Origin of the sequence: Kitasatospora sp. NPDC006697, from assembly GCF_042869935.1 — a bacterium.
Classification (GTDB): domain Bacteria; phylum Actinomycetota; class Actinomycetes; order Streptomycetales; family Streptomycetaceae; genus Kitasatospora.
Window position 1 is genome coordinate 201,441 of the sequence record NZ_JBIAGU010000011.1, and the last position, 24,298, is coordinate 225,738.

Here is a 24,298-nt window from a genome sequence, read left to right on the forward strand (position 1 = left end):
ACTCCTGGCGGATCGCACGGCACGGCCCGCGGGTCACCGCGGGCCGTGCCATGCCGGATGATCGTGGAATCGGCACCGTGAACCGGCCGGATTGGGTATACGTATCCAAGGCGGACCGGGTGTCGGCCGTACTGGCAGTGCCCGCCGCAGCGCCGGCGGGCCCGGGAAGGGATGGCTGGTCTCGTGGCCCAGGTGCTCGGTGGTGGTCCCGGAGGCCATTTCGCCTTCGTCGGCCGCCGGCGCGAACAGCGCCTGCTGGCCGCCGCGCTGCGGCACCCGCCGGCGGTCGTGCTGGTCGAGGGCGAGGCCGGGGTGGGCAAGTCCCGGCTGGTCCACCAGGCCGGCACCGACCTGGCCGAGGGCGGCTGGACCGTGGTCACCGGCTACTGCCACCCGCTGCGCGAACCCTCCCCGTACGGACCGGTCGCCGACAGCCTGCGCAAGCTGGTGGTCCGGCTGCCCGAGGGCACCGGGCCGGGCGGCGCGCTGGCCCAGCTGCTCACCGGCCAGGCCGACCCGGCCGCCGGCCCCGACACACCCGGCCGCCGGCTGGCGATCGTCCAGGCCGTCCGCTCCCTGCTGGACGCCGCCGGACCCGTGGTGCTGGTGATCGAGGACCTGCACTGGGCCGACGAGGCCACCCGCGACCTGCTGCTGCTGCTCGCCCGCGACATGCCGCGGCAGCTCAGCCTGCTGCTCACCTACCGCGCCGAGGACCTGGCCCCCGACACGCCGGCGCTCGGCGCCGCCTACCGCCACCCGCCCGGCACCAGCGGCACCACCGTGCCGCTCGCCCCGCTCAGCCGGGCCGAGATCGCCGAGCTGGCCGGCTCCGCGCTCGGCACCGCCGCCAGCCCCGAGCTCTGCCGGGTGCTGCACCAGCGCAGCGACGGCCTGCCGCTGGTCGCCGAGGAGGACCTGATCACCCTGCGGGAGCGGGCCGGCGACCGCACCCACCTGCCCTCCGCCACCGCGCTGGCCTCCGCCGAGGTGCCCCGCGGCCTGCGCGAGGCCGTCACCGAACGGCTCGCCCCGCTCTCCGCCGCCGGCGATGCCATCGTCGCCGCCGCGGCCGTGCTCGACCTGCCCGCCACCGAGGAACTGCTCGCCGACGTGGCCGGACTGGCCCGGGAGGAGGGCGCCGACGGGCTCACCGAGGCGCTGCGGGCCTCGGTGCTCCAGGAGGAGGGCGAGGGACAGTACGGCTTCCGGCACGGACTGGCCCGCCAGGTCGCCTACGAGCGCCTGGCCGGACCGCGCCGCACCGCCCTGCACCGGGCCGCCGTCGAGCAGTTGAGCCGGCGCACCCCCGTCCCGCTGGTCCAGGTGGCGCACCACACGCTGGCCGCCGGCGACCGGCGCAGCTGGTTCCGCCGGGCCGAGGAGGCCGCCAACCAGGCCACCGCCGTCGGCGACACCGGCACCGCCACCATGCTGCTCCAGCAGATCCTCGAACAGCCCGGACTGGCCGCCGACCTGCGCTCCCGGGCAGCCCTCGCGCTGGCCGTCATCACGGTCCGCCGGCCCGACCACCACCCGGCCAACGAGACCGTGCTGCGCCGCATCCTGGCCGACCCCCAACTGCCCAGGGAGACCCGGGGCGAGATCCGGATGGGGCTGGCCCTGGCGGTGGTCAACATCGCCGGCGACCGGGCCGGCATCGCCGAACTCGAGCTGGCCGCCGAGGAGCTGAAGGACCGTCCGGAGCGGGCGGCCCGGGCGATGATCTCGCTGGCGATGGACGAGAAGGCCGAACCCGGCCGGGCCCAGAGCTGGTTGGAGCTGGCCGAGGAGACGGTGCGGCGGAGCAGCGACGAGGTGATCAAGACCGCCGCGCTCGCCACCCGGCTCACCCTGCTGGCCCGCCGCGGCGACCCGGCCGTCTGGCCGATGATCGACGCCCTCGCCGTGCAGAGCGAGGACATCGAGGTGCTCTGGCAGGATGCCCGGGCCCGCTACAACGTCGGCGAGATCGCCATCGAACTCGGGCACCCCGAGCGGGCCGCGCTGCTCAGCGCGCAGAGCCGCCACCTGGCCGAACGGGCCGGCAACCCGGCCATGGTCTGCGGCTCCGAGCTCTGCCTGCTGCGGCTGGACCTGCTGGCCGGGCGGTGGGCCGACCTGGACGAGCGGATCGCCGAACTGGTCACCGGCTACCCCGACTACGCCCTGGTCACCGCCGAACGGCGCTTCCTGCAAGGCCACCTGGCCTACGTCCGGGGCCAGTACACCAAGGCGCTGCGGCAGTTCACCAACGCGGCGGCCTACGGGGAGAAGAACTACGAGGTCAGCGTGGCGCTGCGGGCCGCGGCCGGGCGGGCGGCGGTGCGGCTGCGGCAGGAGGCGCCCGGCGACGGCTGGGCGATCGCCGCGCCCGCCGTCGAGCTGGTCCGCCGCACCGGCGCCTGGGCCCGGGCCACCGGACTGCTGCCGGCCGCCGTGGCCGCCGCGCTGGGCGACGGGCGGCGGACCTGGGCCGAGGAGCTGGTGGCCGAGGCGGGGGAGCAGCTGGCGGGGCGCGACACGCCCGCCGGGTTCGCTGAACTTCACTTCTGCGAAGGGCTGTTGAGCACGGATCCGAAGACCGCCGCCGAGCGGTTCGGGGAGGCGGCGGAGGGCTGGCAGCGGATCGGCCGGCCCTACCACGCCGCCGAGGCCCGGGAGCAGCAAGGGCTGGCGCTGGTCACCGCCGGCCCGGAGCAGGCCGCCCGGCACCTCGCCGACGCCCGGGACGCCTGCGCCGCGCTCGGCGCCACCGCCACCGCCGGGCGCTGCCAGCAGGCGCTGCGCGAGCACGGGCTCAGCACCCCGCCGGTGCCGCAGGCCCGGCGCGGCTTCGGCGACCAGCTCTCGCCGCGCGAGCAGGAGGTGGTGGCGCTGCTCGGGCAGGGCGCCACCAACCACGAGATCGCCGCCGCCCTGGTGCTCTCGCCGCGCACGGTCGAGCAGCACGTGGCGAACGCGCTGCGCAAGCTGGGGACCTCCCGGAAGTCGCTGAGGGCCGCGGACGGCGACTGAGGAGGGGGCCTCAGGCGGTCCGGGCCAGCGCGGCGCCGGCCTCGTGCAGCCACCGCTCCGGATCCCGCGCACCGGCGGCCCAGCCGCCCGGCGGCCGGAACCCGCCGCTCACCACCCGGACGGGCACGCCGGCCCGCTCGGCGCGGGCGGCCACCTCGCCGACGGCCCGGCCGTGCGATCCGGGGGCCTCGCCGGTGATCACCAGGTCGGCGTGGGTCAGCACCCGGTCCAGCCGGAGCAGGTCGGCCACGGCGGCGGTGCCCGGGGTCACGGTGGCGCCCCAGGCGGCGGAGAGGCCGTAGGCGGTGCCGCCCGCCGCGCCCGCGCCGGGGCGGTCCGGGCGGTCGCCGAAGAGCTCGCTGAGCCGGGTCAGGCCCTGCTCCAGGCGCTCGACCTGCTCGGCGTCCGCCCCCTTGCCCGGCGCCTGCGCGGCGGCGGCCCCCTCGGGGCCGAGCAGCGGGCCCGCCGCGTCGGTGAGCAGCCGCACGCCGCCGGGTGGCGCGGAGCGCATCCGGGTGATGTCGACCCGATGCGCCCGGGCGAGCGCGCCGCCGCCGTCGGGTAGCGGGTGCCCCTCGCGGTCGAGCAGGCGCAGGCCGAGGGCGGAGAGCAGGCCGGTGCCGCCGTCGGTGGCGGCCGAGTCGCCGAGCGCGAGGACCAGCCGGGTGGCGCCGGCGTCCAGCGCGGCGGCGATGGTCTCGCCGGTGCCCCGGGTGGAGGCGGTGAGCGGGGCGGGGCGGGCCGGCAGCGGCAGGCCGCCGGCGGTGGCGAGTTCGACCACCGCCGTGCGGTCCGCCAGCAGGGCGTAGCGCCCCACCGCCGGCTGCCCGTCAGGGCCGGTGCAGCCGCGCACCGTTCGCACCGTGGCCCCCGGGTGGGCGGAGACGACGGAGGCGAGGGTGCCCGCGCCGCCGTCGGCCATCGGACGCAGCGTCAGGCTGTCGCGGCTCCTGACGGTGCGCCAGCCGGATTCGAGGGCCCGGGCGGCCCGGGTGGCCGTGACCGCGCCGTGGAAGGCGCCGGGGGCGACGACGATCCTCATGGCCGGGGGCCTCCCTCGCCTCGGGGTGGTGGTAAGCGCTTTCCAAGTGCTTCCGGGCCCCTGCGGAACAGGGGCCCCGGGGACGTCAGGCGATGCGCTGGATGTCCTGCGGCAGCACCGGGTCGCGGAACGGCAGGCCGGCGGTGTAGCGGGCCAGCTCGTCGGCCGCCGCGGCGCCCATCCGGTGCAGTTCGTTGCCCAGCGAGCCGGCGATGTGCGGGGTGAGCAGCACGTTCGGCAGGTCGTAGAGCGGGGAGTCGGCCGGCAGCACCTCGGGCACGGTGACGTCCAGCACGGCGTTGAGCCGCCCCGCCACCAGCTCCGCGGTGAGCGCGTCCTGGTCGACCAGCGAGCCGCGCGCGGTGTTCACCAGGGTGGCGCCGTCGTGCATCAGCGCGAGCCGCCGCCGGTCGATCAGGTGCTCGGTCTCCGGCAGTTGGGGCGCGTGCACGCTCACCACGTCGCTCAGCGCGCAGAGTTCGTCCAGCGGCAGCAGCCGGGCGCCCAGCTCCGCGGCGCCCTCCGGGGTCAGGTACGGGTCGTGCAGCACCAGGTCGAAGTCGTACGGGCGGAGCAGCTCGATCACCCGCCGCCCGATCCGGGAGGCGCCGACGATGCCGATGGTGCGGCGGTAGTTGCCGATCCGCCCGTACTCGGCCCGCCAGTCGAAGCGGTCCCGCCGGGCCCGGTAGTCGGCGCTGATCCGCAGCACCTGCTTGTTGCCGGCCAGGATCGCCAGCACGGTGTACTCGGCGACCGGCAGGGCGTTGGCCCGGGCGGCCGAGGTCACCTGGATGCCGCGCTCCCAGCAGGCCTCGGTGATGTGGTGCTTGACCGAGCCCGCCGCGTGCAGCACGGCGCGCAGCCGCGGCGCCGCGTCGAGCACCGCCCGGTCGATCGGCGGGCAGCCCCAGCTGCTGACGATCACCTCGGTCTCGGCCAGCGCGGCCGCGGCCTCCGGCGTGCCGAAGTCCTCCACGATCAGCTCGGGGTCGAGCTCCGCGAGCCGGACCAGCCGCTCCATGGTCTCCGGGTCGATCAGCTGGGCCGCGAGGTCCTGGTGCATCGCGAGCAGGGCGCGCGGGCGGCGCGCGGCGGGCTCGTGCGGTTGGTCGTGCACTCGGTTCTCCGGTCGGTTCTCGATGGCGCTCTGACGGTGCGTCACTTGACGCTCCCCGCGGTCAGTCCGGCCTTCCAGTGCCGCTGCAGGGCGACGAAGGCGACCACCAGCGGGACCACCGCCAGCAGCGAGCCGGTCACCACCAGCGGGTAGTAGGTCGGTTCGGAGTGGGTCTGGCTGTTCCAGGAGTAGAGCCCGAGGCTGACCGGGAACAGCTTGCTGTCGGAGAGCATCACCAGGGGCAGGAAGAAGTTGTTCCAGATCGCGGTGAACTGGAAGAGGAAGACGGTGACGAACCCGGGCATCACCATCCTCAGTCCGATCGACCAGAAGGTCCGCAGCTCGCCGGCGCCGTCCATCCGGGCCGCCTCCAGCACCTCGCCGGGCACGTACCCGGCGCAGAACACCCGGGCCAGGTACACCCCGAACGGGTTGACCAGGCTGGGGATGAAGACCGCCCAGAAGGTGTTGACCAGGCCGACCTTGGAGGCCAGCAGGTACATCGGCAGCGCCAGCGCCGTGGTCGGGACCAGCACGCCGAGCAGCACCAGGCCGAACAGCGCCTCCTTGCCGCGGAACGCGTACACCTCGAAGGCGTACCCGGCGCAGACGCAGACGAACGCACAGAGCGCGGCGCCGACCCCGGCGTAGAGCAGCGAGTTGAGGTACCAGTGGAAGTAGATCCCGCCGTCGGTGGTGGCCAACTGGTGGAGGTTGTCGCCGAGATGGAAGTTGGACAGCCCGAGGCCGTTGCCGCCGAGCAGGTCCGGGGTGTTCTTGGCCGCCGCGGTGAGCAGCCAGGCCAGCGGCAGCAGGGTGTAGACGGCGGCCAGTAGCAGCGCGCCGTTGACGGCCGCCCTGGAGAGCGGCCAGGGGCGGCGCGCGGCCCGGCCGGGCGCGGGAGCGGCCGGGCGGCGGGGCCGGTCGGCGGCCTGGGTGGGGGTGGCGAGCTCGGTCATGCCCGGGCCTCCGCTCGGCGGTCGGACCGGGCGCGGGTGACCCGGGTGACGAAGAAGGAGAGTGCGGCGGCCGCCAGAGCCAGCAGCACCGAGGAGGCGGCGGCCAGTCCGTAGTCGTTGTGGTCGAAGGCCGCCGCGTAGGCGTACATGTTGGGGGTCCACGAGGTGACCACGGCCGGCGCGGCGCCGTGCAGGATCATCGGCTCGGTGAAGAGCTGCAGCGAGCCGATCACGGTGAACATCCCGACCATGGTGATCGAGGCGCGGATCAGCGGGACCTTGATGCTCAGCGCGGTGCGCAGCTGGCCGGCGCCGTCCACCAGGGCGGCCTCGGTGACCTCGCGCGGAATGGCCTGCAGCGCGGCGTAGAAGATCACCATGTTGTAGCCGGTCCACTCCCAGAGCGCCATGTTGACCACGGCGGGCAGCGGGTGGCCCAGCACGTCCAGGTGGAGGCCGGCCGAGCCCAGGGTGCTGAGCACGGGGCTGATGCCCGGGGTGTAGAGGTACGTCCAGACCAGCGCGGCGATGATCCCCGGCACGGCGTGCGGCAGGAAGAGCGCCAGCTGGAAGAAGCGCTTGGCGCGGGCCAGGGCCGAGTCCAGCAGCAGGGCGACCAGCAGCGAGAGGCCGAGCATCACCGGGATGTAGAGCAGGCAGTACTGGGCGATCGCCACGTAGCCCTGGCGGTAGGCGGCATCGCCGAGCGCCCGGGTGTAGTTGCCGAGGCCGGTGAAGACCGTCTCGCTGCCGCCGAAGCCCAGCCCGGAGCGGTGCTCGGTGAACAGGCTCAGGTAGGCCGCGTAGCCGATCGGCACCAGCATGGCCGCCGTGAAGAGCACGAAGAAGGGGGCGAGCAGCAGGGCCGGTGCCCCGTACCTCCCGCGCCGCCGGACGGCGGCGGCGCCGGAGGGGCCGGTGGTGCGAGCGCCCTGGACGGCCGCGGATCGGTTCGCTGTCACTGGCCGACCTTGAGCCCGCGGTTCTTCAGCTCGGAGACGGTGCCCTGCTGGGCGGCGTCCACGCCCGACTGGAGGGTGCCGCCGTTGGCCACCTTGCCGAAGGCGTCCTTCATGGTGCTGTTGGTGACGCTGATCGCCGGGCCCCACTGCCAGCCCTGCTTCATGCTCTTGGCGGCGTCGACGAAGACCGAGTAGATGTCCTGGCCGCCGTAGAAGTCGGTCTTGAAGGCCGCCTTGGCGGACGGGACCAGCTCCGGGTCGGCCGGGAAGAGCGAGGAGGAGCCGGAGGCGATCCGGGCCTGGATGCCCTCGGGGGTGGTGGTGGCCCAGGCGGCGAACTCCAGCGCGGCCTTGGCCTTCTTGCTGTTCTTGGAGACCGCGAAGGTGGTGCCGCCGAGCTGGCCGCTGGCCGGCTGCCCGTCCCAGCTCGGGATCGGGGCGACCGCCCACTTGCCGGCCGCGCCGGGCGTGCTGTTCAGGGTGCTCTGCAGCACCCCGCCGCCCCAGGCGGCGCCGAGGTAGGCGGCGGTCTCGCCCTTCTGCAGCGAGGCGGTCCACTGCTGGCTGAACGAGGGCTGCACCCGGACCAGGTCGTCGCTGACCAGCTGCTGCCAGTAGTCGGTCACCTGCTTGGTGGCGCTGCTGGCGATGTCGACCTTCCAGGTGTCGGCGGAGCTGGCGAACCACTGCGCGCCGTTCTGCCAGGCCAGCGCCTCGAAGGTGCTCGGGTCGTCCGGGAAGAAGGTGCCGATCCGGCTGTTCGGCTCGGCGGCCTTGAGCTTCTGGGCGTCGGCGCGGTACTCGTCCCAGGTCTTCGGCGGGGCGGTGATGCCGGCCTGGGCGAACAGGTCGGTGCGGTAGAAGAGCGCCTGCGGGGCCGCGTCCAGCGGCAGGCCCCAGACGCTGCCGGCCAGGGTGTTGAGCTGCATGATCTGCGGCAGGTACTTCGCCTTGAGGTCGGCCGGGACCAGCTTGGTGATGTCCTGGACGGCGCCCTGGCTGACGAAGTCGGGCAGCGCCGCGTACTCGACGTTGAACAGGTCGGGCGCGTTGCCGGCCTTGGTGGCGTCCGAGATCTTCGCGTACCCGCCGGCCACGCCGGACGGGATCTGCTGGAAGGCCACCTGGACGTCCTTGTGCGAGGCGTTGAACGCGTTGACCACGTCCTGGGTGCCCTTGGCCCAGCCCCAGAAGGTGAGGGAGACCGGGCCGCTGTTCGCACCGTCCGAGGCGCTGCCGCCGCTGCTGCCGCAGGCGGCGAGCAGCGTGATCGAGAGCGTGGCGGCGGAGGCACCGGCGGCGAGGCGGCGGACTCTGCGGCGGGGGGTGGTGGTCATGGCTCGGCTCCTGGAGGGGGGTGGGGGCGGTACGCCTGATGGCCTGCTTCGTCGAGGCAGCGGGACCCGGCGAGGAGGTCGGCTCATCTTGGCGAGCGGGTTCGATCGGAGTCAAGACTTTCCGATCAAGTGATCCAACACGATCCGATAAAGATCGGCCGACCGGTGGCTTCTGGGCTGATTTTCCCTGGTCGATCCGAGATGGCGGGCCCCCAGGCTGATCATTTGATCGGCGATCCGGTCGATCGGTCGATGTGTTTCCGGAGTGGAGCGCCTTCGCGTGCGGCCTTCGGGTGCTTGCGCAAACTTGTCTGGCCAAGTTCGACGGTTGTTCTTCCATCGGACAGCGCCGACCGGTACTTCTGTCCCGCCAGTGGCGGACCAACTGCCGCCACCACCCTCACCAACGGGACGAGGTACACCCCATGCGACTGCGTCGCAGCACCCTCGGCGGTCTCATCGCCGCCCTCCCGCTCGCCGGCGCGCTGGTCGTCACCGCCCCCGCCCAGGCGGCCACGACCAGCGGCAACCTCATCGTCAACGGCGACGCGGAGAGCGGGGGCACCTGCACCGCCGACTGGAGCGCGGCAACCACCGTGCCCGGCTGGACCGTCCAGGCCGGCGGCATCGACACCATGTGCCAGAGCGCCGGCTCGCTCGGCCTGCCGAACGACGGCAAGGCGCCCGGCAAGGCCTTCTTCGGCCCCGGCAACTTCGGCGACGGCGCGATGAGCCAGACCGTCGACGTCTCCTCCGCCGCCACGGCCATCGACGGCGGCGGCGTGCACTACGACCTGGCCGGCTGGCTCGGCGGCTGGGGCGCCTACAGCGGCTACGCCGCCGTCAGCCTGCACTTCCAGGGCGCGGGCGGCGCCCCGCTCGGCTCCGCCGCCAAGCTGCCGACCGTCTCCGCCACCGACCGGGGCCTGTCCAGCGAGTTCCTGTCCCGCAGCACCACCGGCGCCGTCCCGGCCGGCACCCGCACCATCCAGGTCGAGGTCCAGTTCCTCTCCACCGCGCACGAGGCCGGCTACCTGGACAACCTCTCGCTCACCCTGGACACCCCGGTCGCCCCGCCCGCGCCGCTCGCCCCGCCCGCCTCCCAGGTGCCGGGCTACGACCACGTGTTCACCGTGATGATGGAGAACACCGACTACTCCCAGATCATGAACGACCCGGCGGACACCCCGTTCATCCACAGCCTGATGGGCCAAGGCGCCACCCTCACCGACGCCCACGGCGTCTACCACCCGAGCGACGAGAACTACCTCGCCGTCGCCGGCGGCGACACCTACACCACCGGCGCCACCTACTGGCCCAACATCAACTCCCCGCAGCGCAACCTCGGCGACACCGTCGAGGCGGCCGGCAAGACCTGGAAGGCCTACGAGCAGGGCATGGGCACCCCCTGCAACACCACCACCCAGTACGACGCCAAGTACCAGCCCGACGACGCGCCGTTCATCAACTACACCGACGTCAGCGGCAACCCGGCCCGCTGCGCCGCGCACCTGTTCGACACCACGCAGCTCACCACCGACCTCCGGTCGGCCGCCACCACGCCGAACTTCTCCTGGATCGCCGCCGACGACTACTACGACGGCGAGGCCTCCGGCAACGGCAGCGCCACCAGCCTCCAGGTGCAGGACGGCTGGCTGAAGCAGACCCTGGCGCCGGTGCTCTCCTCCCCGGCCTGGACCCAGCAGCGCTCGCTGCTCGTGCTCACCTGGGACGAGAGCGAGAGCGAGGGCTACGACCACGTCGCCACCGTGGTGGTCGGCTCGCAGGGCACCGTGCCGGCCGGCACCAGCAGCCCGGCGCACTACGACCACTACAGCATCGGCCGCACCATCGAGGACGCCCTCGGCCTGCCCGGCCTGACCGCCAACGACACCTACGCCACCCCGCTCAACGCCGCCTTCGCCCCGGCGACGGCCACCGGCCCGACCCTCACCGCCGACCTGACCGCGGTGAGCAACGGCGGCAGCGCCACCTTCCGCTACGCCCTGCCGGACACCTCCCGGGTCAGCGCGAAGAACTGGGTGGGCATCTACCCGGCCGGCGTGACCCCGGGCTCCAAGTCCTCGCCGGCCTGGGCGTACACCCCGAACCAGAGCGGCGCGGTGACCCTCTCCACCGGCAAGCTCAACGGGCCGGGCCGGTACGACGTCTACTACCTGGCCGACGACGGCTACTCGGTGCTGGCCGGCCCGGTCACCCTGACCGTGGGCTGACGGCCGGCGGGTCCCGCCCCGCCCGGGGCGGGACCCGGTGGCCGGACCCTCAGCGGGTGACCACCTCGAGGCGCGGCGGGTTGGCGGTGTTCAGCCGGGTGTTGAGGTTGACCGCCAGCCCGGCCGCGCCGAGCGGTTCGAAGACCGCCAGGGCGACGGTGCCGGCGGCCTGGGCGGCGGCGACGGCGCCGGTCACGTCGAGCGCGATCCAGTCGGCCGCGTTGTAGGCGGTGCCGGTGCCCAGGGCGGTGCCGAGGGCGGGCGCGCTGTTCCAGGTGACCGCCGACTCGGACCAGCCGGCGGCGACGGCGAAGGCCTGGAGGGTGGTCTGGGTGCCGCCGGAGTCGGCGACGGTGCCGTAGACCCAGAGCACGGCGCGGGAGACGGTGCCGCCGACCCCGGAGAGGTCGAAGGCCAGCAGCGACTCGCGGGCGTAGCCGCTGCCGGTCCTGTTGTCGTTCTTGACCGTCATGGTCGCGGTGTTGCCGTAGTTGGTGTTGGCGTAGGAGCCGTTGCGGACGTAGGTCGAGGCGGTGGCGGCGAGCTGGACGGCGGTGGCCGGGGCCGGGGCGGTGCCGGCGGTGGAGAGGGTGATGGTCCGGCCGGCGCCGTGGGTGCCGCCGGTCTCGGCGAGCAGCACCACCTGCCCCGAGGCGGAGAGCAGGGTGACGCCGGAGGCCGCGGTGGCCGAGGCGTAGCCGGTGCGGGCGAGGGTGACCTGCACGGTGCTGCCCTGCCGGGTCGGGTCGCTGATCACCACGTTCATGGTGCCGCCCGTCTCGGTGAGCAGCACCGAGCAGGGGCCGGAGGCGGTGATCGGTCCGGCGGTGCCGGCGGCGAAGAAGTTCGCCATGGTGAGGTTGAGCGAGGGGCAGCTGATCGCCTGCGCGGCGGCGGTGTTGGCGAGCACCGTCACGTTGGGGGCGGCGGCGCGGGCGGCGGCGGTGGCGGCGGTGGCGCCGGGCATCAGCTGGTACTCGTAGGTCGCGTCGACCGGGTCGGTGCCGTGGTCGAACCACATCGAGATGTAGTTGCGGGTCACCGGGGCGGTGGAGGCGCCGGTGTTGATGCCCGACCAGGCGGCGGTGCTCGCGACCCGCTTGGCGTTGACGGTCGCGCCGCCCGGGAAGACCCAGGCGCCCATGCCGCTGATCGCCATGTACCGGCTGCCGGTGAAGGTCCCGCCGAGCGTGGTCGGCTGGACGGTGCCGTCGACGGTGAAGACCTGGCTGTTCCCGGTGCCGAGGTTGCGGTTGTCGACGGTGGTCTGCACGCCGTGGCTGTCCGTGCAGCTGATGCCCGCGCCCAGGCAGTAGACCGAGTCGTCCAGGAAGAACCAGGACTTCTTGCCGGTCAGGGTGGACAGCAGGCCCTGGACGTCCTGGCCGGCCACCGCGTAGGTGCCGTCGGTGGCGCCGCCGGCCCAGGTGGCGGTGGGGCGGGTGGCGCCCCAGGCACCGCCGGCGGCGTCGGCCAGCGGGAGGGTGGAGACGGTGGTGCCGGGCAGCTGGTACGGGTCGACGGTCGGCCAGAAGTCGTCCGCGTACTGGCCGTCGCCGTAGCTGTCGCCGTACCAGTAGAGCATTCCGCTGTTGGTGTGCCAGCCGTGCAGGTTCTCGCCGTTGCCGGTCTCGTAGAAGGCGGTGCGGGCGGAGCAGGTGCTCAGCTGGGCCGCCCAGCCGGGGCGGCGGTGCACCGCGCGGTCCATCGAGAAGATCCGGCTGCCGGTGGCCTCCGGGGCGGGCTGCACGGTGGCGTCGTCGAGCAGCGCCTGGGCCCGGGCGAGCTCGGGGATGTCGACCTTCTGGTCGGACAGGTACGGCAGGTAGTAGTCGCGCTGGATCGAGCCCTTGACCAGGGACTTCCAGGCGGCCGACTGGGCGGCGGAGGCGCCGCCTACGGTCGCCAGCCGGAGGATGTGGCCGAGGACCGTGTGGCCGCGGGTGTGGTCGGACTGGAGGACGCCCAGCGGGTCGCTGGTCTGCACCCCGCGGCTGATGCCGCGTCCGGACTCGCCGTCCATCATCAGGCCGTTGTAGAGGAACGGTGCGAAGTTGTCGGTCACCGCGGTGTAGACGTTCTGCACGTTGGGGTCGGTGACCGCCCAGCTGGTGCCGGCCAGGAGCGCGAGCAGCTTGCTCAGGTCGCCGAGCAGCACCTCGCCGTAGCCGCCCTGGTACGGGAAGTAGGTGTGCTGGATGAAGCTGCCGTCGGCGTAGAGGCCGTCGCCGGTCAGTACGTCCAGGAAGACCGGGGAGAGCGCCTGCTGCGCGGTGGTGAGCGAGGAGGCGCTCTTGCCGAGCACGCCGCGCAGGGCGAGCACCTGGCACAGGTCGAGGCGGTTGGCGCCGGTGCTGGTGCCGGTGTACGAGGAGACCAGCGAGGCCGGGACGAAGTGGTCGACCGCCGCGCAGTAGGAGGCGATCTGCGTGGTGGTCAGCTGCGGGTAGACCAGGGCGCAGGTGTCCAGCAGGCGCTGCGGGGCGCCGATCTGCCAGTCCCACCAGTTGTTGTAGGTGGTGGTGGTCACGGCGTACGCATTGGCGCAGAGCCAGTCCAGGCCGGTGGCGATCGCGGTGGCCAGGGCGCCGCTGCCGGTCAGGCCGGTGCCGGGCTGCACGTAGGCCAGCGCCATGGTCCGCAGCCGGGAGTAGCTGCTGGTGACGTTCGCCGAGACGGTGCCGATCGGGAGATCGGGCCAGAGCGAGCCGGTGGTCGGCGCCATCGAGCTCTGCGCGGAGCTCGCGCTGCTGCCCAGGGTGGCCAGCGCCGTTCTGTACGGATCGGCGGTCGCGTCGAAGCCGCTGCCGGTGAGCAGCTGGACCCAGGTGGTCCGCATCGAGTCGAAGCCGTCCGCCCAGGCGGGGGAGGGGTGGAGCAGTTGGGAACCGGCGGCCAGCGCGGTGGCGGCGGCGCCGAGCTGGAGCAGACGGCGGCGGCTGAGCGCGGCCGGTCTGCCGCCGGAAGCGGGCGCGGCATGCGTGTTCATGAGGGCGTCCTCCTTGACGAGACCCCGAACCAGACGGAACCCCCCGGCTGAGCTGGCATGACCGTAGGCGGTCACTGCGATCACCGTCAACGGATTCTGCTCAGAATGGTCGGGAATGGTCATACGGTCGGCGACGCGCCGCAGGAGCGATCGAATGATCGGTGGTGGAGGACGTGCGGGAGCCCGGGGCGGGCCGGCCCGACGAGGGTCAGGCGGCCCCGCCGCAGGAGGTGCGGACCTTCAGCTCGGGCAGCAGCTGGACGTGCTGGACCGGCAGCGCGGATCCGCCGATCCGGCGCAGCAGCAGCTCCACCGCGGCGGTGCCGACCGCGCGCTTGGGCGGCGCGACCGCGGTCAGCGGCGGCGCGGCGAGGGCGGCGAACACGTCGTCGTAGGAGACCAGCGCCACGTCCTGCGGGATCCGCAGGCCGCGGCTGCGCAGCAGCGGGGTGAGCCGGATGGCCTCCTGGTCGTTGTGGATCAGCACCGCCCGGATCCCGCGGGCCACACCGGCCGCGATCTGCTCGGCGAGCACCCCCGGATCGCCGCCCGGGCTGCGGATGTCGATCACCGGCTGCGGCTCCAGGCCCAGCAGCCCGGTCCCCTCCGCGTAGCCGGTGCGCACCTGGAACGCCGTCCAGGTGTCGTGCCGGGCGGCCAGCAGCACCGAGTCGTGGCCCAGCGCCGCGAGGTGGCGCAGCGCCAGCAGCACGCCGTGGTGGTGGTCGGAGCCGACCGCGTCCAGCTCCGCGCAGGCGCTCTCGGCCGGCGCCCGCCGCTCCACCAGCACCACCGGCAGCTCCAGCTCGCGCAGCCAGGCGCTGCGCTCGGCCGGCCGGTCCGGGTGCCAGTTGGGGCTGACCAGCAGGCCGTCCACCTCCGCGGCCAGCAACTGCTCGACCTGCGCCTGGTCGTCGCCCGACTCGTACGGGGCGATGCCCAGCACCAGGCGCGCCCCGGCCGCGGTGACGGCGGCGCGGGCGCCGTCGATGATCTCGTCGAAGTAGGAGCCGACGGCCGGCACCAGCATGCCCACGGTCAGCCCCTGGGGCAGGCCCGGCTCGGCGTCCGACACGGGCAGCGAGACGGCGCCGTGGGTGCGGTGCAGCAGCCCGCTGTCGGCCAGCGCGGCGACGTCCCGGCGCACCGTGACCGCGGCCAGGCCGATGTGCTCGGCGAGGTCCACCACGCGCACCGTGCCCAGCTCCCGGACCACGTCCAGGATCCGCGCCCGGCGCTGATCGGCCGTGATGGTCATGGTGATCCACCCCTCTGGGTCATCCCGGTGGCGTGAACAACGCACCGTATCGATTTATATCATTCGATCACTGATTGATCGACCCCCTGTTCAGGGGCCCAGCCGGCGCGGGGGGCTCAGCCGCTGTGGGCCGGCGCCGGGCCGGTGCTGGCCCGGACGGTGAGGTCCGCCTCCAGCTCGACGATGCGGCGGGCGCCGCGCTGCGGGCGCTCGTCGACGATCAGCTCCAGCGCGCGCTGCCCGGCCCGGCGCAGCGGCAGGCGGACGGTGGTCAGGCTCGGGTGCAGATCGGCCGAGTAGGGCAGGTCGTCGAAGCCGACCACCGACACCTCGCCCGGCACCGACCGGCCCAGGCCCTCCTGCAGCGCGGCCAGCGCGCCGGCCGCCATGCCGTCGTTGAGCGCGAACACGGCGGTGAGGTCGGGGCGGCGGGCGAACAGCGCGAGGGCGGCCGCGTGGCCGCCGGCCCGGGTGAAGTCGGCCTCCACCAGGCAGTCCGCCGGCAGCTCCGCGCCGCGCCGCTGCAGCGCGCGCCGCACCCCGTCGAGCCGGTCGCGCACGGTGACCAGGCCGAGCGGCCCGGCGATCACCCCGATCCGCCGGTGGCCCAGCGCCCAGAGGTGGGCCACGGCCTGCTCGGCGCCGTCCCGGTTGTCCAGGTTGACCGTGTCGGTGTCCACCCCGTGGTCGCCCACGCAGACCACCCGCCCGCCGTCCTCGGCGAACCCCGCCAGGCTCTCGCCCAGCCGGGCCGTGAACGCCTGGTCGGTGAAACCGCTGCCGGCCAGCACGATCGCCCGGGCCCGCTGGGTGCGCAGCCGCACCAGGTAGTCCAGCTCCAGCTGCGGCTCGCGGAACGAGGCGGCCAGCATCACCATCAGGTCGAACTCGGCGGCCGCCCGCATCACACCGGTGGCGATGGCGCCGAAGTACGGGTCCGCCACGTCGTGGACCAGCAGCCCCACCACCGAGGTGCGGGACCGGGCGAGCGCCTGGGCGGGGGCGTTGGAGACGTAGCTCAGCTCCGCGGCGGCGGCCAGCACCCGGCTGCGCAGCTCCTCGTTGACCACCCGGCCGTGCCCGCCGTGCAGGGCGCGGGAGGCCGTCGCGATCGACACGCCCGCGCGGGTCGCGACCTGCTGCAGCGTCACGGCGCCGGTGGAGCGGTCGGAGGGCTTGCGGGGGGCGGGGTCTGGTGCCATGGCGATCAACTTATCGGAAAGCGGTCGGGCGGCCGGCGGGGTGCGCGGGGCGTGGTGCGCGGGGCGGGAGGCCCGGGGTGGGCGGCTCGGGGTGGGTGCAGCGGGTGCACTCCTCCCGGCGGTGTCCACCTGGTGGACGGGTGCGTGGACTCAGAGGAACCTCAGAGCTTTCCGCCCTGGCGGGGCGCGCTGATGCGGCGTCAGGATTGACCACATCGCGTCAAACGGATGGGCGCCTTCCCCGCCCGTCACCCGAAGACTCCCTGCACTCGGGTTCCCCAAGGTCTCTCGTCCCCACACGAGGGGTTCACGTGTTCACAGACCTCGCGCTGCTCCAGGAGCGCGCCCGCCCCGCCGTGCTCGGACTGTTCCGGATCGTCGTCGCGCTGCTCTTCGCCTGCCACGGCGCCGCGACCCTGTTCGGCGTGCTCGGCGGTTCGCACGGCAAGGCCCCCGGGTTCGGGCAGTGGCCCGGCTGGTGGGCCGCCGCGATCCAGTTGGTCGGCGGTGTGCTGGTGCTGCTCGGGCTGGCGGCCCGCCCGGCGGCGCTGCTCTGCTCGGGCTCGATGGCGTACGCCTACTTCAGCGTGCACCAGGAGCACGCGCTCTGGCCGATCCAGAACGGCGGCGAGCCGTCCGTCATGTTCTGCTTCGCCTTCCTGCTGATCGCCGCCGCCGGACCGGGCGGGCTGGCGCTCGGCGCTCTGGTCTGGCGGCGCGGCTCCAGCCCGGCGGCGCTCTCCGCCTGAGCCGTCGATGCCGGGCTGACCCGGCCCGGCCCCGCCCCTGGCCGGGCCGGATCAGCCCCCGCCACTGCTGCCCTGACGACTCGTCGCCGGGGCAGCGGCACTAGCGTGGTCACCATGGACCAGCACCGCATACTGCCCGCCCTCCGCGCGGAGGCCGAGGCGCTGACCCGCGCCCTCACCGGACTCGACGGGACCGACTGGGAGCTGCCGACGCGCTGCGCGCCCTGGACGGTGCGCGAGCTGCTGGGCCACATCCGGGTGGCGCTCGCCCGGGTGCCCGGGATGCTGGACGCGCCCGAGCCCGCGGAGCCCGCCGAGGTCACGGCGGCCGGCTACTACCGGCCCGACGACCGGTTCAGCTCCAGCGGCAACGCCGCCCGGATCGACCTGGCCCGCGACCTCGCCGCCGAGCACACCGACGGCGCCGCCCTGCTGCGCGACTTCGCGGCGACCTGGCAGGAGCTCGACCGGCGCTGCCGCCCCGAACCCGCCACCCGCGCCGTCCGCACCCGGCACGGCGACGCCATGCCGCTCCCGGAGTTCCTGCTCACCCGGGTGGTGGAGGTCGCGGTGCACGGCCTGGACCTGGCCGACGCGCTGGGGCGCGAGCCCTGGCTGACCGACGCCGCCGAGGCGGTGCTGCTGGACCTGCTCGTCGGCCCGGAGCAGGTCGGCGCGGTGCGCGAACTGGACTGGGGCGGAGCCGACTTCCTGCGCAAGGCGACGGGGCGGGCGGAGCTGACGGCCGCGGAGGCTGCGGAGGTCGAGCGGCTGGGGCTGCGCTGGCTCACCCTGGGCTGACCGGGCGGCGGACGCGGGCACGGTCCGTCAGCCGCCCCTGGACCGGCGCACCGGCGGCCCGGACACCCGCTCACCCACGCGCCGCGGCCCACCGCCGGACGCCGTACACCCCCGCGCCCGCCGCCAGCACCACGGCGCCCCACAGCACCGAGGCGCCCGGCAGCGCGAAGGCCAGCAGCACGCAGCCCGCCGCGCCGGCCACGGGGACGACCCGGGGCGGGCGGCCCTCCGCCGGGCCGAGCGTCCAGGCGGAGGCGTTGGCGATCGCGTAGTAGGCGAGGACACCGAACGAGGAGAACCCGATCGCGCCGCGCACATCGCCCGTCGCGGCCACCACGGCGACCACCGCGCCGACGGCGAGCTCCGCGCGGTGCGGCACCCGGTGGCGCGGGTGGACGGCGGCCAGGGCGCGCGGGAGGTGGCCGTCGCGGGCCATCGCCAGCGTCGTCCGGGAGACGCCGAGGATCAGCGCCAGCAGCGAGCCGAGCGCGGCCACCGCCGCACCCGCCCGCACCACCGGCACCAGCCCCGGCGCACCGGCCGCGCGCACCGCGTCCGCCAGCGGGGCGCCGCTGTGCGCGAGCGCGTCCGGGCCGAGCACCGCCAGCACGGCGACGGCCACGCCCGCGTAGCAGACCAGGGCGATGCCCAGCGCCAGCGGGATCGCGCGCGGGATGGTGCGGGCCGGATCGCGGACCTCCTCGCCGAGGGTGGCGATCCGGGCGTACCCGGCGAACGCGAAGAAGAGCAGGCCCGCCGCCTGCAGCACCCCGCCGGCACCGCTGTCGGACCCGATCCGCAACCGGTCGGCCATGGCCGTGCCGCCGCCCAGGCAGACCGCCACCACGCCCGCCAGCACCAGCAGCACGACGGCGACGATCAGCCGGGTCAGCCAGGCCGACTTCTGCACCCCCGCGTAGTCCACCGCCGTCAGCACCGCCACGGCCGCCACCGCCACCAGGTGCTGCTGCGCGGGCCAGAGGTAGGAGCCGACGGTCAGCGCCATCGCCGCGCAGGAGGCCGTCTTGCCCACCACGAAACCCCACCCCGCCAGGTATCCCCAGAACGGGCCGAGCCGCTCCCGCCCGTAGACGTAGGTCCCGCCGGACTGCGGATACCGGGCGGCCAGCCGGGCGGAGGAGGTCGCGTTGCAGTAGGCCACCACGGCCGCCACCCCGAGTCCGAGCAGCAGCCCCGACCCCGCCGCCCGCGCAGCCGGCCCGAAGGCGGCGAACACCCCGGCCCCGATCATCGACCCGAGCCCGATCACCACCGCATCGCCCACACCCAGCCGCCGCCGCAGTTGCTGACCCGCCATCACGCGCACGCTCCTCGCTCCACTCGACCGGGGCACGATAGAGCATCGGGGTGACCGGGAGCGCACGTCAGGGCCGCGGTGGCGGGGCGCTCGGCCCGGTGCGGCCGGTGGGCCGGGTCACCCGGCCGATCTCCGGCATCGAGGACGCCCCGGCAGACGGGTGAACCGTCACGGGATCCGGTGCGTACCCAGGTGTGGGCCGCCCTACAGGCCACCCGACCGGAGCCTGCGGCCCGCCGGAAGGAGCGTCGATCATGCGACGTCTCGCCTGGGCAGCCGCCGCGCTGCCCGCCCTGGCCCTCGGAGCCGCAGCCTGCGGTGGTGGCGGGAGCGGTGGCGGGTACGGCTCCGCGCCGAAGGCCTCCGCCCCACCGACCGCCGCCGCGGCCGTGGTCGCCGTCCATGACTCGAAGCTCGGCACGATCCTGACGGACAGTCAGGGCCGCACGCTGTACCTCTTCGAGAAGGACACCCCGACCGCCTCCCACTGCGACGGGACCTGCGCCACCGCCTGGCCCCCGCTGACCACCACCGGCACTCCGCACGCGGGCACCGGGGTCAGTGCCGCCGACCTCGGTACCGTCACCCGGGCCGACCACAGCATGGAGGTCACGTACCACGGCCACCCGCTCTACTACTTCGCCGGCGACCACCGCCCCGGCGACACGAACGGCGAAGGGTCCACCGCCTTCGGCGCCGGCTGGTACGTCCTCGACCCGAGCGGGAACAAGATCAACAACGGTTGACGCAGGCCGCGCCATTCCGCACCCCCACAGCCGGGGCTCGAACCGCGAAGCCCCGAACCCGTCGAAAGCACAAGGGAGAGAGGAGACACCCCGTGGCCTCCACCGCGCACGTCCGCGCCCTCGGGCACCACGTGTCCTACGCCGCCACCGCGCTGTGGCTGCTGCGCCTGCTCACGGTGGCCGGCCTGGCGATCGACGCCTACGTGCACGCCGACCTCGCCCCGTCCTACGACCCGGTCGGGGCGACCGTCAGCCAGGGCGACCTCTTCCGGGCCGAAGCCGCCGCCTCGGCCTTCGCCGCCCTGCTCCTGCTCGCCGTGCGACGCCGCCGCTACCCCTGGCTGATCGCCTTCGTCGTGGCCGGCGCCGGTGTCGCGGCCGTGCTCGTCTACCGCTACGTGGACGTCGGCGCCTTCGGTCCGCTGCCGAACATGTACGAGCCGTTCTGGTACCCGGAGAAGACCATGTCGGCCATCGCCGAGGGCGCGGCCGCCGCGACCGCGTTGACCGGGCTCCTGGTCGTGTGGAACCAGCCACCAGGTCGGCGCGCGGCCCGGCGCGGGTGAGAACACCTGGAACCGGCCCCCGTCGAGCGCGGGGGCCGGCCGGTGCCGTCAGCGGTCAGGAGAGAGCGGTCGCTTGGAGGTGGAGGCCGACGGCGGCGCCCTGGAACACCTGCTGCGCGCCGTCCGCGCCTTCGGCGACCCGGCACTGGCCACCCGGTTCGGGTTCCCGGCCACGCTCTGACGGCGGTCCCGGGGGAAGCGCGGCTACGGGTGCGTCGACCGGTAGGTCGCGGAGCCGCCGATGTCGGCCACGACGGAGGGGCAGACGGAGCAGGCGGCGGCGCCCCGCTGGGAGAACCAGCGGCAGCTCGCACGGATGCCGCAGAGCGGGAGCGCGGTAGCGCCGTCGGCCGGGCCCTCGGCCGCGGCGCCGTCCTCCACCAGGTGGTCGATGACGCCGCAGCCCTCGCCGGTCCACTGCGGGCAGCCGTTCTCGGCACAGGGCTGCGAGAAGCGGAACCGGGACTCCGGCCGGCCGCCGGCCATCAGCCGGGCGGCGAAGGCCGGGTCGACCGGCACCGGGACCGGCAGGTAGGCCAGCCGTCCGGACCCGGTCATCATGCCCAGCACGGCCGCGCCGTCACGGCCGCAGGCACCGCTGGGGCAGGTCCGGGCGCCGGGGCCGGCCTGCCGGCGCCTCTCGTTCTCGGTCACGGGCGCGCTCCGCCGGGCCCTACTGGACCTCGGCGGTGGCGAACTCCTGGAGCTGGCCGCGCAGCACGTCCGGCGGGTCGCCCCGCCAGAAGACATGGGGATCGAGGGCGAGCGTCACGGCCTGCGGCGGGGCGGCGTCCCCCGGCGCCAGGGTGCCGGCCTGGGCCACGGCCTGGCCGATGGCGGCCTGCTGAGCCTCGCTCAGCTCGACTCCGGTCACGACGAACTTGAACTCGTGCTTGCCCCCGGTGGCCTCTCCGCAACTGCTGGTGACGAATGGTTCGGACTCGCACGATGGCAAGGGGGGCCGCGCGCGTCCGCGAAGCGCGCGGCCGCCGGCTACATCTTCAGCTCGTGCGAGTAGCAGACCCCGACGAAGGTCCCGGAGTCCAGCAACTGGCCGACGCACACCTCGTTCCCGTGGTCGACGATGGACTCGCTGGTCGGGAAGACGCGGATGGTCGCGGGGAACTCGATCGGCTTGGTCGGGTCGGGGTGCTTCGCCGCCACCTGGAGGATGTCGCGGAGCAGGTTCCGGCCGAAGACCTCGGGCGTGCTGAGGCTCGCCACGTCGGCGAGGAACTGCTGGTTCGGCTTGGTGTTCGTCGTCACGGCAGGCCGCCTTCCGGTAAGTGTGCAAACCACTGGGACGGCACCTGTGTACCTGCCCTGCCCGCGGCCCCGGCGAAGGCTCGTCGGCAGGGCCCCGTCCGGCGCAGTCACCCGACCGCGCCGGACGGGGGTCGTCGGGCGCGGCCCGCGGCGATGCCGACGGGGATCGAGGTGCGGGCCACCCGCCGGGTCAACGGCCCCGGATCCCGCCGACCACCGGATCCTGCCGGCCCGCGAGCGCGCCCAGCTGAACCGCCGGCACTTCCTGGCCGCCGCGCTCTGGCGGCGCTGCTCGAACCGGTCGAGCGCGCCACCCCCTGACGGGCCGTCAGAACCCTTCCGGTGCCTCGCTGGTCCCCCCGAGGTCGGCCTCCGCGCGCAGCTCCAGGGCCGCGCCGGGGGAGTGCAGCTCCAGCACCACCAGCTCGTTGCGCCCGGCCCGCCAGAGCGGGGCGGGGGCGTAGAGGGTGCGCTGCGGGCCGGCCGACCAGTAGCGGCCGAGGTGGAAGCCGTTCAGCCAGACCGCGCCCTTGGTCCAGCCGGGCAGCGCGAGGAAGCCGTCGGCGGGCTCGGGGACCTCGAGCTCGAAGCGGTGGAAGGCCGGGCCCCGGACGGCACCCGCGGCGAACGGCAGTTCCGCGGGCAGCGGGTCGAGCGGCAGCGGGCGGACCTGCCAGCCGAAGTGGTACTGCCGGTCCAGCCGGACCCCGCCGGTGATGCCCTTGCGGTCGGCCAGCTGGGGGCCGTAGTTGATCCGGCCCTGGTTCTCCACCAGCAGGTCGAGCCGCAGGCCCTCGGCCGGCACGGCCAGCGGGACGCACTGGTCCGGCTCGTTGCGGTGCAGGGTGCCCGCCTCCCGGCCGTCCAGGAAGACCTGGGCGCGGTCCCCGAGGCCGTCGATCCGCAGCTCGGTGGTGGCCAGCGGGCCGCGCAGCCGGGTGCGGTAGTGGATGAGGCCGAAGGACTGGCCCAGCTCCTCCATGGTGCCGGGCTCCAGTCGCTCCTCGGCGGTGCCCAGCAACTCGAGGCATTCCAGCAGCGCCACCGCGCCGGTCGGCGCCACCCGCTGCGGGGCGAGCCGGGGCGGTGCGGGCGGCAACTGGTGGGCGGCCGGGCCGAGGTGGCGCTCGATCACGGCGCGGAAGGCGTGGAACTTCGGGCCCGGCTCGCCGGCCTCGCCGATCGGCGCGTCGTAGTCGTAGCTGGTGGCGATCGGCAGGTAGCGGCCGTCGTAGAGGTTGGCGCCGTTCCACCAGCCGAAGTTGGTGCCGCCGTGGCCCATGTAGAGGTTGACCGAGGCGCCGGCCGAGAGCAGTTCGTCCAGCACCCGGGCGGCCTCGGCCGCGTCGCGGACCCGGTGCGGCTCGCCCCAGCTGTCGAACCAGGCGTGCCAGTACTCCATCGCGACCAGCGGGCCGGTGGGCTGGTGGCGGCGCAGGCAGGCCAGCGCCTCGTCGGGGCGGGAGCCGAAGGTGGCGGTGCTGAGCAGGCCGGGCAGCCGGCCGCCGAGCTGGAACCAGTCCTCGGCGCCGTCGGCCGTGAAGAGCAGGCAGCCGGCGCCCCGGGCCAGCAGGCCGTCGTGCAGGTGGCGCAGGTGGGCGGTGTCGTTGCCGTAGCTGCCGTACTCGTTCTCCACCGCCATCGCCACGATCGGGCCGCCGGCCTCGGCCAGCAGCGGGGTGAGCTGGGGCAGCAGGGCGTCGAACCAGGCGTCCACGGCGGCCAGGTAGGGCGCGTTGGTGCGGCGCAGCCGCACGCCCGGCTCGGCGAGCAGCCAGGCGGGCAGGCCTCCCGCGTCCCACTCGGCGCAGATGTACGGACCGGGGCGGACGATCACGTCCAGGCCCAGCTCGCCGGCGAGCCGGACGAAGCGGGCCACGTCCTGCCAGCCGCTGAAGTCGAAGCGGCCGCGCTCGCGCTCGTGGGCGTTCCAGGCCACGTAGGTCTCCACCGTGTTGACGCCCATGGCGCGCAGCCGGGCCAGCCGGTCGTGCCAGAGGTCGGGGTGGATACGGAAGTAGTGCACGGCGGCGGAGACGATCCGGTGCGGGCGGCCGTCGCGCAGGAAGCCGTCGGCGGTGGTGGTCAGGAACATGCGGCTCCGATCGCGGCGGTGGGGAGAGCGAGGTGATGGGTAAGCGCTTTCCCGAGGTGCTGCCGAGCACTCTACTGATCCCCGCGCCCGTGGTCACCCCCGGGTCAGGGTCGGGCCGGCCCCCGCAGCGGCAGGGTCTGCCGGTAGACCACGCTGGTCGTGGTGCTGCCCAGCCCCGCCAGCTCGTCCATCAGCAGCTCCAGGTGCTCCATCGAGGTCGCCGCCACCTTGAGCGTGTAGCAGTCGTCGCCGGTGGTGCGCAGGCACTCCAGGATCTCCCGGCGCTCCGTCAGCAGCCGGTGCAGCGGCTGGTGACGGTTGCCGGGGTACTTCAGCCGCACCACCGCCAGCACCGGGTAGCCGGCCTTCGCCAGGTCCACCGCCGCGTGGTAGCCGGTGATCACGCCCAGCGCCTCCAGATGGCGCACCCGCTCGGAGGTCGCGGAGGCGCTGAGGTTCACCCGCCGCCCCAGCTCGCTCAGCGAGATCCGGGCCTCCTGCTGCAGCTGCCCGATGATGGCCCAGTCGGTGTCGTCGAGGTTCACGGTCATGGCGGGACCCTACCGGCAGATCCACGGCGAACCGGCGCCCGGACCGGGAAGATCCCGTTCCCACCGCCATGATCACCGGGATAGT

General features: G+C 74.4%; 20 protein-coding genes. 6 read left to right on the plus strand and 14 right to left on the minus strand.

Annotated features, from left to right (window positions below; genetic code table 11):
* Positions 1–171 precede the first annotated feature (171 nt).
* The gene (locus tag ACFYNO_RS17855; RefSeq protein ID WP_388012410.1) at positions 172–3,018 is read left to right on the plus strand and encodes an AAA family ATPase; all 2,847 of its coding nucleotides are present in this window, start codon (positions 172–174) and stop codon (positions 3,016–3,018) included.
* A gap of 10 nt (positions 3,019–3,028) precedes the next feature.
* Here the strand turns inward: ACFYNO_RS17855 and ACFYNO_RS17860 are convergent, their stop codons facing one another.
* The 5 genes from ACFYNO_RS17860 to ACFYNO_RS17880 all read right to left on the minus strand — a co-directional run bounded on the left by ACFYNO_RS17860 (position 3,029) and on the right by ACFYNO_RS17880 (position 8,438).
* Positions 3,029–4,060 carry a glycerate kinase gene (locus tag ACFYNO_RS17860; RefSeq protein ID WP_388012413.1) on the minus strand — a complete coding sequence of 344 codons (1,032 nt, stop codon included), beginning with the start codon at positions 4,058–4,060 and terminating at the stop codon, positions 3,029–3,031.
* Positions 4,061–4,145: 85 nt separating this feature from the next.
* Positions 4,146–5,126 (minus strand): hydroxyacid dehydrogenase, encoded by a 981-nt coding sequence (locus ACFYNO_RS17865; protein ID WP_388012587.1) that lies wholly within the window; start codon positions 5,124–5,126, stop codon positions 4,146–4,148.
* Between the two features lie 95 nt (positions 5,127–5,221).
* Positions 5,222–6,139 carry a carbohydrate ABC transporter permease gene (locus ACFYNO_RS17870; RefSeq protein ID WP_388012416.1) on the minus strand — a complete coding sequence of 306 codons (918 nt, stop codon included), beginning with the start codon at positions 6,137–6,139 and terminating at the stop codon, positions 5,222–5,224.
* Positions 6,136–7,002, minus strand: coding sequence for a carbohydrate ABC transporter permease (locus ACFYNO_RS17875; RefSeq protein ID WP_388012590.1), 867 nt, complete (start codon positions 7,000–7,002; stop codon positions 6,136–6,138). The genes ACFYNO_RS17870 and ACFYNO_RS17875 overlap by 4 nt, the downstream gene beginning before the upstream one ends.
* Before the next feature lie 95 nt (positions 7,003–7,097).
* On the minus strand, positions 7,098–8,438 hold the full coding sequence (locus ACFYNO_RS17880; RefSeq protein ID WP_388012419.1) for an ABC transporter substrate-binding protein: 1,341 nt from the start codon (positions 8,436–8,438) through the stop codon (positions 7,098–7,100).
* Positions 8,439–8,863: 425 nt separating this feature from the next.
* Here ACFYNO_RS17880 and ACFYNO_RS17885 point away from each other — a divergent pair, with 425 nt between their 5' ends.
* Positions 8,864–10,672, plus strand: coding sequence for an alkaline phosphatase family protein (locus ACFYNO_RS17885; RefSeq protein ID WP_388012422.1), 1,809 nt, complete (start codon positions 8,864–8,866; stop codon positions 10,670–10,672).
* 49 nt (positions 10,673–10,721) lie between these two features.
* Here the strand turns inward: ACFYNO_RS17885 and ACFYNO_RS17890 are convergent, their stop codons facing one another.
* The 3 genes from ACFYNO_RS17890 to ACFYNO_RS17900 all read right to left on the minus strand — a co-directional run bounded on the left by ACFYNO_RS17890 (position 10,722) and on the right by ACFYNO_RS17900 (position 16,121).
* A complete protein-coding gene (locus ACFYNO_RS17890) occupies positions 10,722–13,661 on the minus strand; it encodes a polysaccharide lyase family 8 super-sandwich domain-containing protein (protein WP_388012425.1) in 2,940 nt (979 codons plus the stop codon).
* Between the two features lie 208 nt (positions 13,662–13,869).
* Positions 13,870–14,919, minus strand: a complete 1,050-nt coding sequence (locus tag ACFYNO_RS17895) for a substrate-binding domain-containing protein (protein WP_388012428.1) — start codon at positions 14,917–14,919, stop codon at positions 13,870–13,872.
* A 116-nt stretch (positions 14,920–15,035) separates the two neighbouring features.
* Positions 15,036–16,121 carry a LacI family DNA-binding transcriptional regulator gene (locus ACFYNO_RS17900; RefSeq protein ID WP_388012431.1) on the minus strand — a complete coding sequence of 362 codons (1,086 nt, stop codon included), beginning with the start codon at positions 16,119–16,121 and terminating at the stop codon, positions 15,036–15,038.
* A 311-nt stretch (positions 16,122–16,432) separates the two neighbouring features.
* Between ACFYNO_RS17900 and ACFYNO_RS17905 the strand changes: the two genes are divergently transcribed.
* Together ACFYNO_RS17905 and ACFYNO_RS17910 are read left to right on the plus strand one after the other, a co-directional pair.
* Positions 16,433–16,870: a DoxX family protein gene (locus ACFYNO_RS17905; protein WP_388012434.1), complete on the plus strand. Its 438-nt coding sequence runs from the start codon at positions 16,433–16,435 to the stop codon at positions 16,868–16,870.
* 114 nt (positions 16,871–16,984) lie between these two features.
* Positions 16,985–17,671, plus strand: coding sequence for a maleylpyruvate isomerase N-terminal domain-containing protein (locus ACFYNO_RS17910; protein ID WP_388012437.1), 687 nt, complete (start codon positions 16,985–16,987; stop codon positions 17,669–17,671).
* Between the two features lie 70 nt (positions 17,672–17,741).
* Here ACFYNO_RS17910 and ACFYNO_RS17915 read toward each other — a convergent pair whose 3' ends face one another.
* Positions 17,742–18,989 (minus strand): APC family permease, encoded by a 1,248-nt coding sequence (locus ACFYNO_RS17915; protein WP_388012440.1) that lies wholly within the window; start codon positions 18,987–18,989, stop codon positions 17,742–17,744.
* 254 nt (positions 18,990–19,243) lie between these two features.
* On the opposite strand from ACFYNO_RS17915, the gene ACFYNO_RS17920 reads away from it, so the two are divergent.
* Both ACFYNO_RS17920 and ACFYNO_RS17925 read left to right on the plus strand, forming a co-directional pair.
* Positions 19,244–19,735 carry a hypothetical protein gene (locus ACFYNO_RS17920; RefSeq protein ID WP_388012443.1) on the plus strand — a complete coding sequence of 164 codons (492 nt, stop codon included), beginning with the start codon at positions 19,244–19,246 and terminating at the stop codon, positions 19,733–19,735.
* Positions 19,736–19,827: 92 nt separating this feature from the next.
* Positions 19,828–20,301, plus strand: a complete 474-nt coding sequence (locus ACFYNO_RS17925; RefSeq protein WP_388012446.1) for a hypothetical protein — start codon at positions 19,828–19,830, stop codon at positions 20,299–20,301.
* 204 nt (positions 20,302–20,505) lie between these two features.
* On the opposite strand, the gene ACFYNO_RS17930 is transcribed toward ACFYNO_RS17925, so the two are convergent.
* The 5 genes from ACFYNO_RS17930 to ACFYNO_RS17950 all read right to left on the minus strand — a co-directional run bounded on the left by ACFYNO_RS17930 (position 20,506) and on the right by ACFYNO_RS17950 (position 24,213).
* Entirely contained in the window at positions 20,506–20,955 is a 450-nt protein-coding gene (locus tag ACFYNO_RS17930; protein WP_388012449.1) for a hypothetical protein, read from the minus strand.
* A 19-nt stretch (positions 20,956–20,974) separates the two neighbouring features.
* The gene (locus tag ACFYNO_RS17935; RefSeq protein WP_388012452.1) at positions 20,975–21,175 is read right to left on the minus strand and encodes a hypothetical protein; all 201 of its coding nucleotides are present in this window, start codon (positions 21,173–21,175) and stop codon (positions 20,975–20,977) included.
* A 119-nt stretch (positions 21,176–21,294) separates the two neighbouring features.
* A complete protein-coding gene (locus tag ACFYNO_RS17940) occupies positions 21,295–21,567 on the minus strand; it encodes a hypothetical protein (RefSeq protein ID WP_388012455.1) in 273 nt (90 codons plus the stop codon).
* Between the two features lie 328 nt (positions 21,568–21,895).
* A complete protein-coding gene (locus tag ACFYNO_RS17945) occupies positions 21,896–23,662 on the minus strand; it encodes a beta-galactosidase family protein (protein ID WP_388012458.1) in 1,767 nt (588 codons plus the stop codon).
* Positions 23,663–23,766: 104 nt separating this feature from the next.
* Positions 23,767–24,213, minus strand: a complete 447-nt coding sequence (locus ACFYNO_RS17950; protein ID WP_388012461.1) for an Lrp/AsnC family transcriptional regulator — start codon at positions 24,211–24,213, stop codon at positions 23,767–23,769.
* Between the last annotated feature and the right edge of the window lie 85 nt (positions 24,214–24,298).

Bases quoted from the DNA above. Each gene is read 5' to 3' on its own strand.
- ACFYNO_RS17865 (WP_388012587.1), bottom strand. From the start codon at position 5,126: ATGCACCAGGACCTCGCGGCCCAGCTGATCGACCCGGAGACCATGGAG.
- ACFYNO_RS17895 (WP_388012428.1), bottom strand. From the start codon at position 14,919: ATGACCATCACGGCCGATCAGCGCCGGGCGCGGATCCTGGACGTGGTC.
- ACFYNO_RS17915 (WP_388012440.1), bottom strand. From the start codon at position 18,989: ATGGCGGGTCAGCAACTGCGGCGGCGGCTGGGTGTGGGCGATGCGGTG.
- ACFYNO_RS17950 (WP_388012461.1), bottom strand. From the start codon at position 24,213: ATGACCGTGAACCTCGACGACACCGACTGGGCCATCATCGGGCAGCTG.
- ACFYNO_RS17920 (WP_388012443.1), top strand. From the start codon at position 19,244: ATGCGACGTCTCGCCTGGGCAGCCGCCGCGCTGCCCGCCCTGGCCCTC.
- ACFYNO_RS17880 (WP_388012419.1), bottom strand. From the start codon at position 8,438: ATGACCACCACCCCCCGCCGCAGAGTCCGCCGCCTCGCCGCCGGTGCC.
- ACFYNO_RS17900 (WP_388012431.1), bottom strand. From the start codon at position 16,121: ATGGCACCAGACCCCGCCCCCCGCAAGCCCTCCGACCGCTCCACCGGC.
- ACFYNO_RS17870 (WP_388012416.1), bottom strand. From the start codon at position 6,139: ATGACCGAGCTCGCCACCCCCACCCAGGCCGCCGACCGGCCCCGCCGC.
- ACFYNO_RS17890 (WP_388012425.1), bottom strand. From the start codon at position 13,661: ATGAACACGCATGCCGCGCCCGCTTCCGGCGGCAGACCGGCCGCGCTC.
- ACFYNO_RS17910 (WP_388012437.1), top strand. From the start codon at position 16,985: ATGGACCAGCACCGCATACTGCCCGCCCTCCGCGCGGAGGCCGAGGCG.
- ACFYNO_RS17945 (WP_388012458.1), bottom strand. From the start codon at position 23,662: ATGTTCCTGACCACCACCGCCGACGGCTTCCTGCGCGACGGCCGCCCG.
- ACFYNO_RS17855 (WP_388012410.1), top strand. From the start codon at position 172: ATGGCTGGTCTCGTGGCCCAGGTGCTCGGTGGTGGTCCCGGAGGCCAT.
- ACFYNO_RS17860 (WP_388012413.1), bottom strand. From the start codon at position 4,060: ATGAGGATCGTCGTCGCCCCCGGCGCCTTCCACGGCGCGGTCACGGCC.
- ACFYNO_RS17885 (WP_388012422.1), top strand. From the start codon at position 8,864: ATGCGACTGCGTCGCAGCACCCTCGGCGGTCTCATCGCCGCCCTCCCG.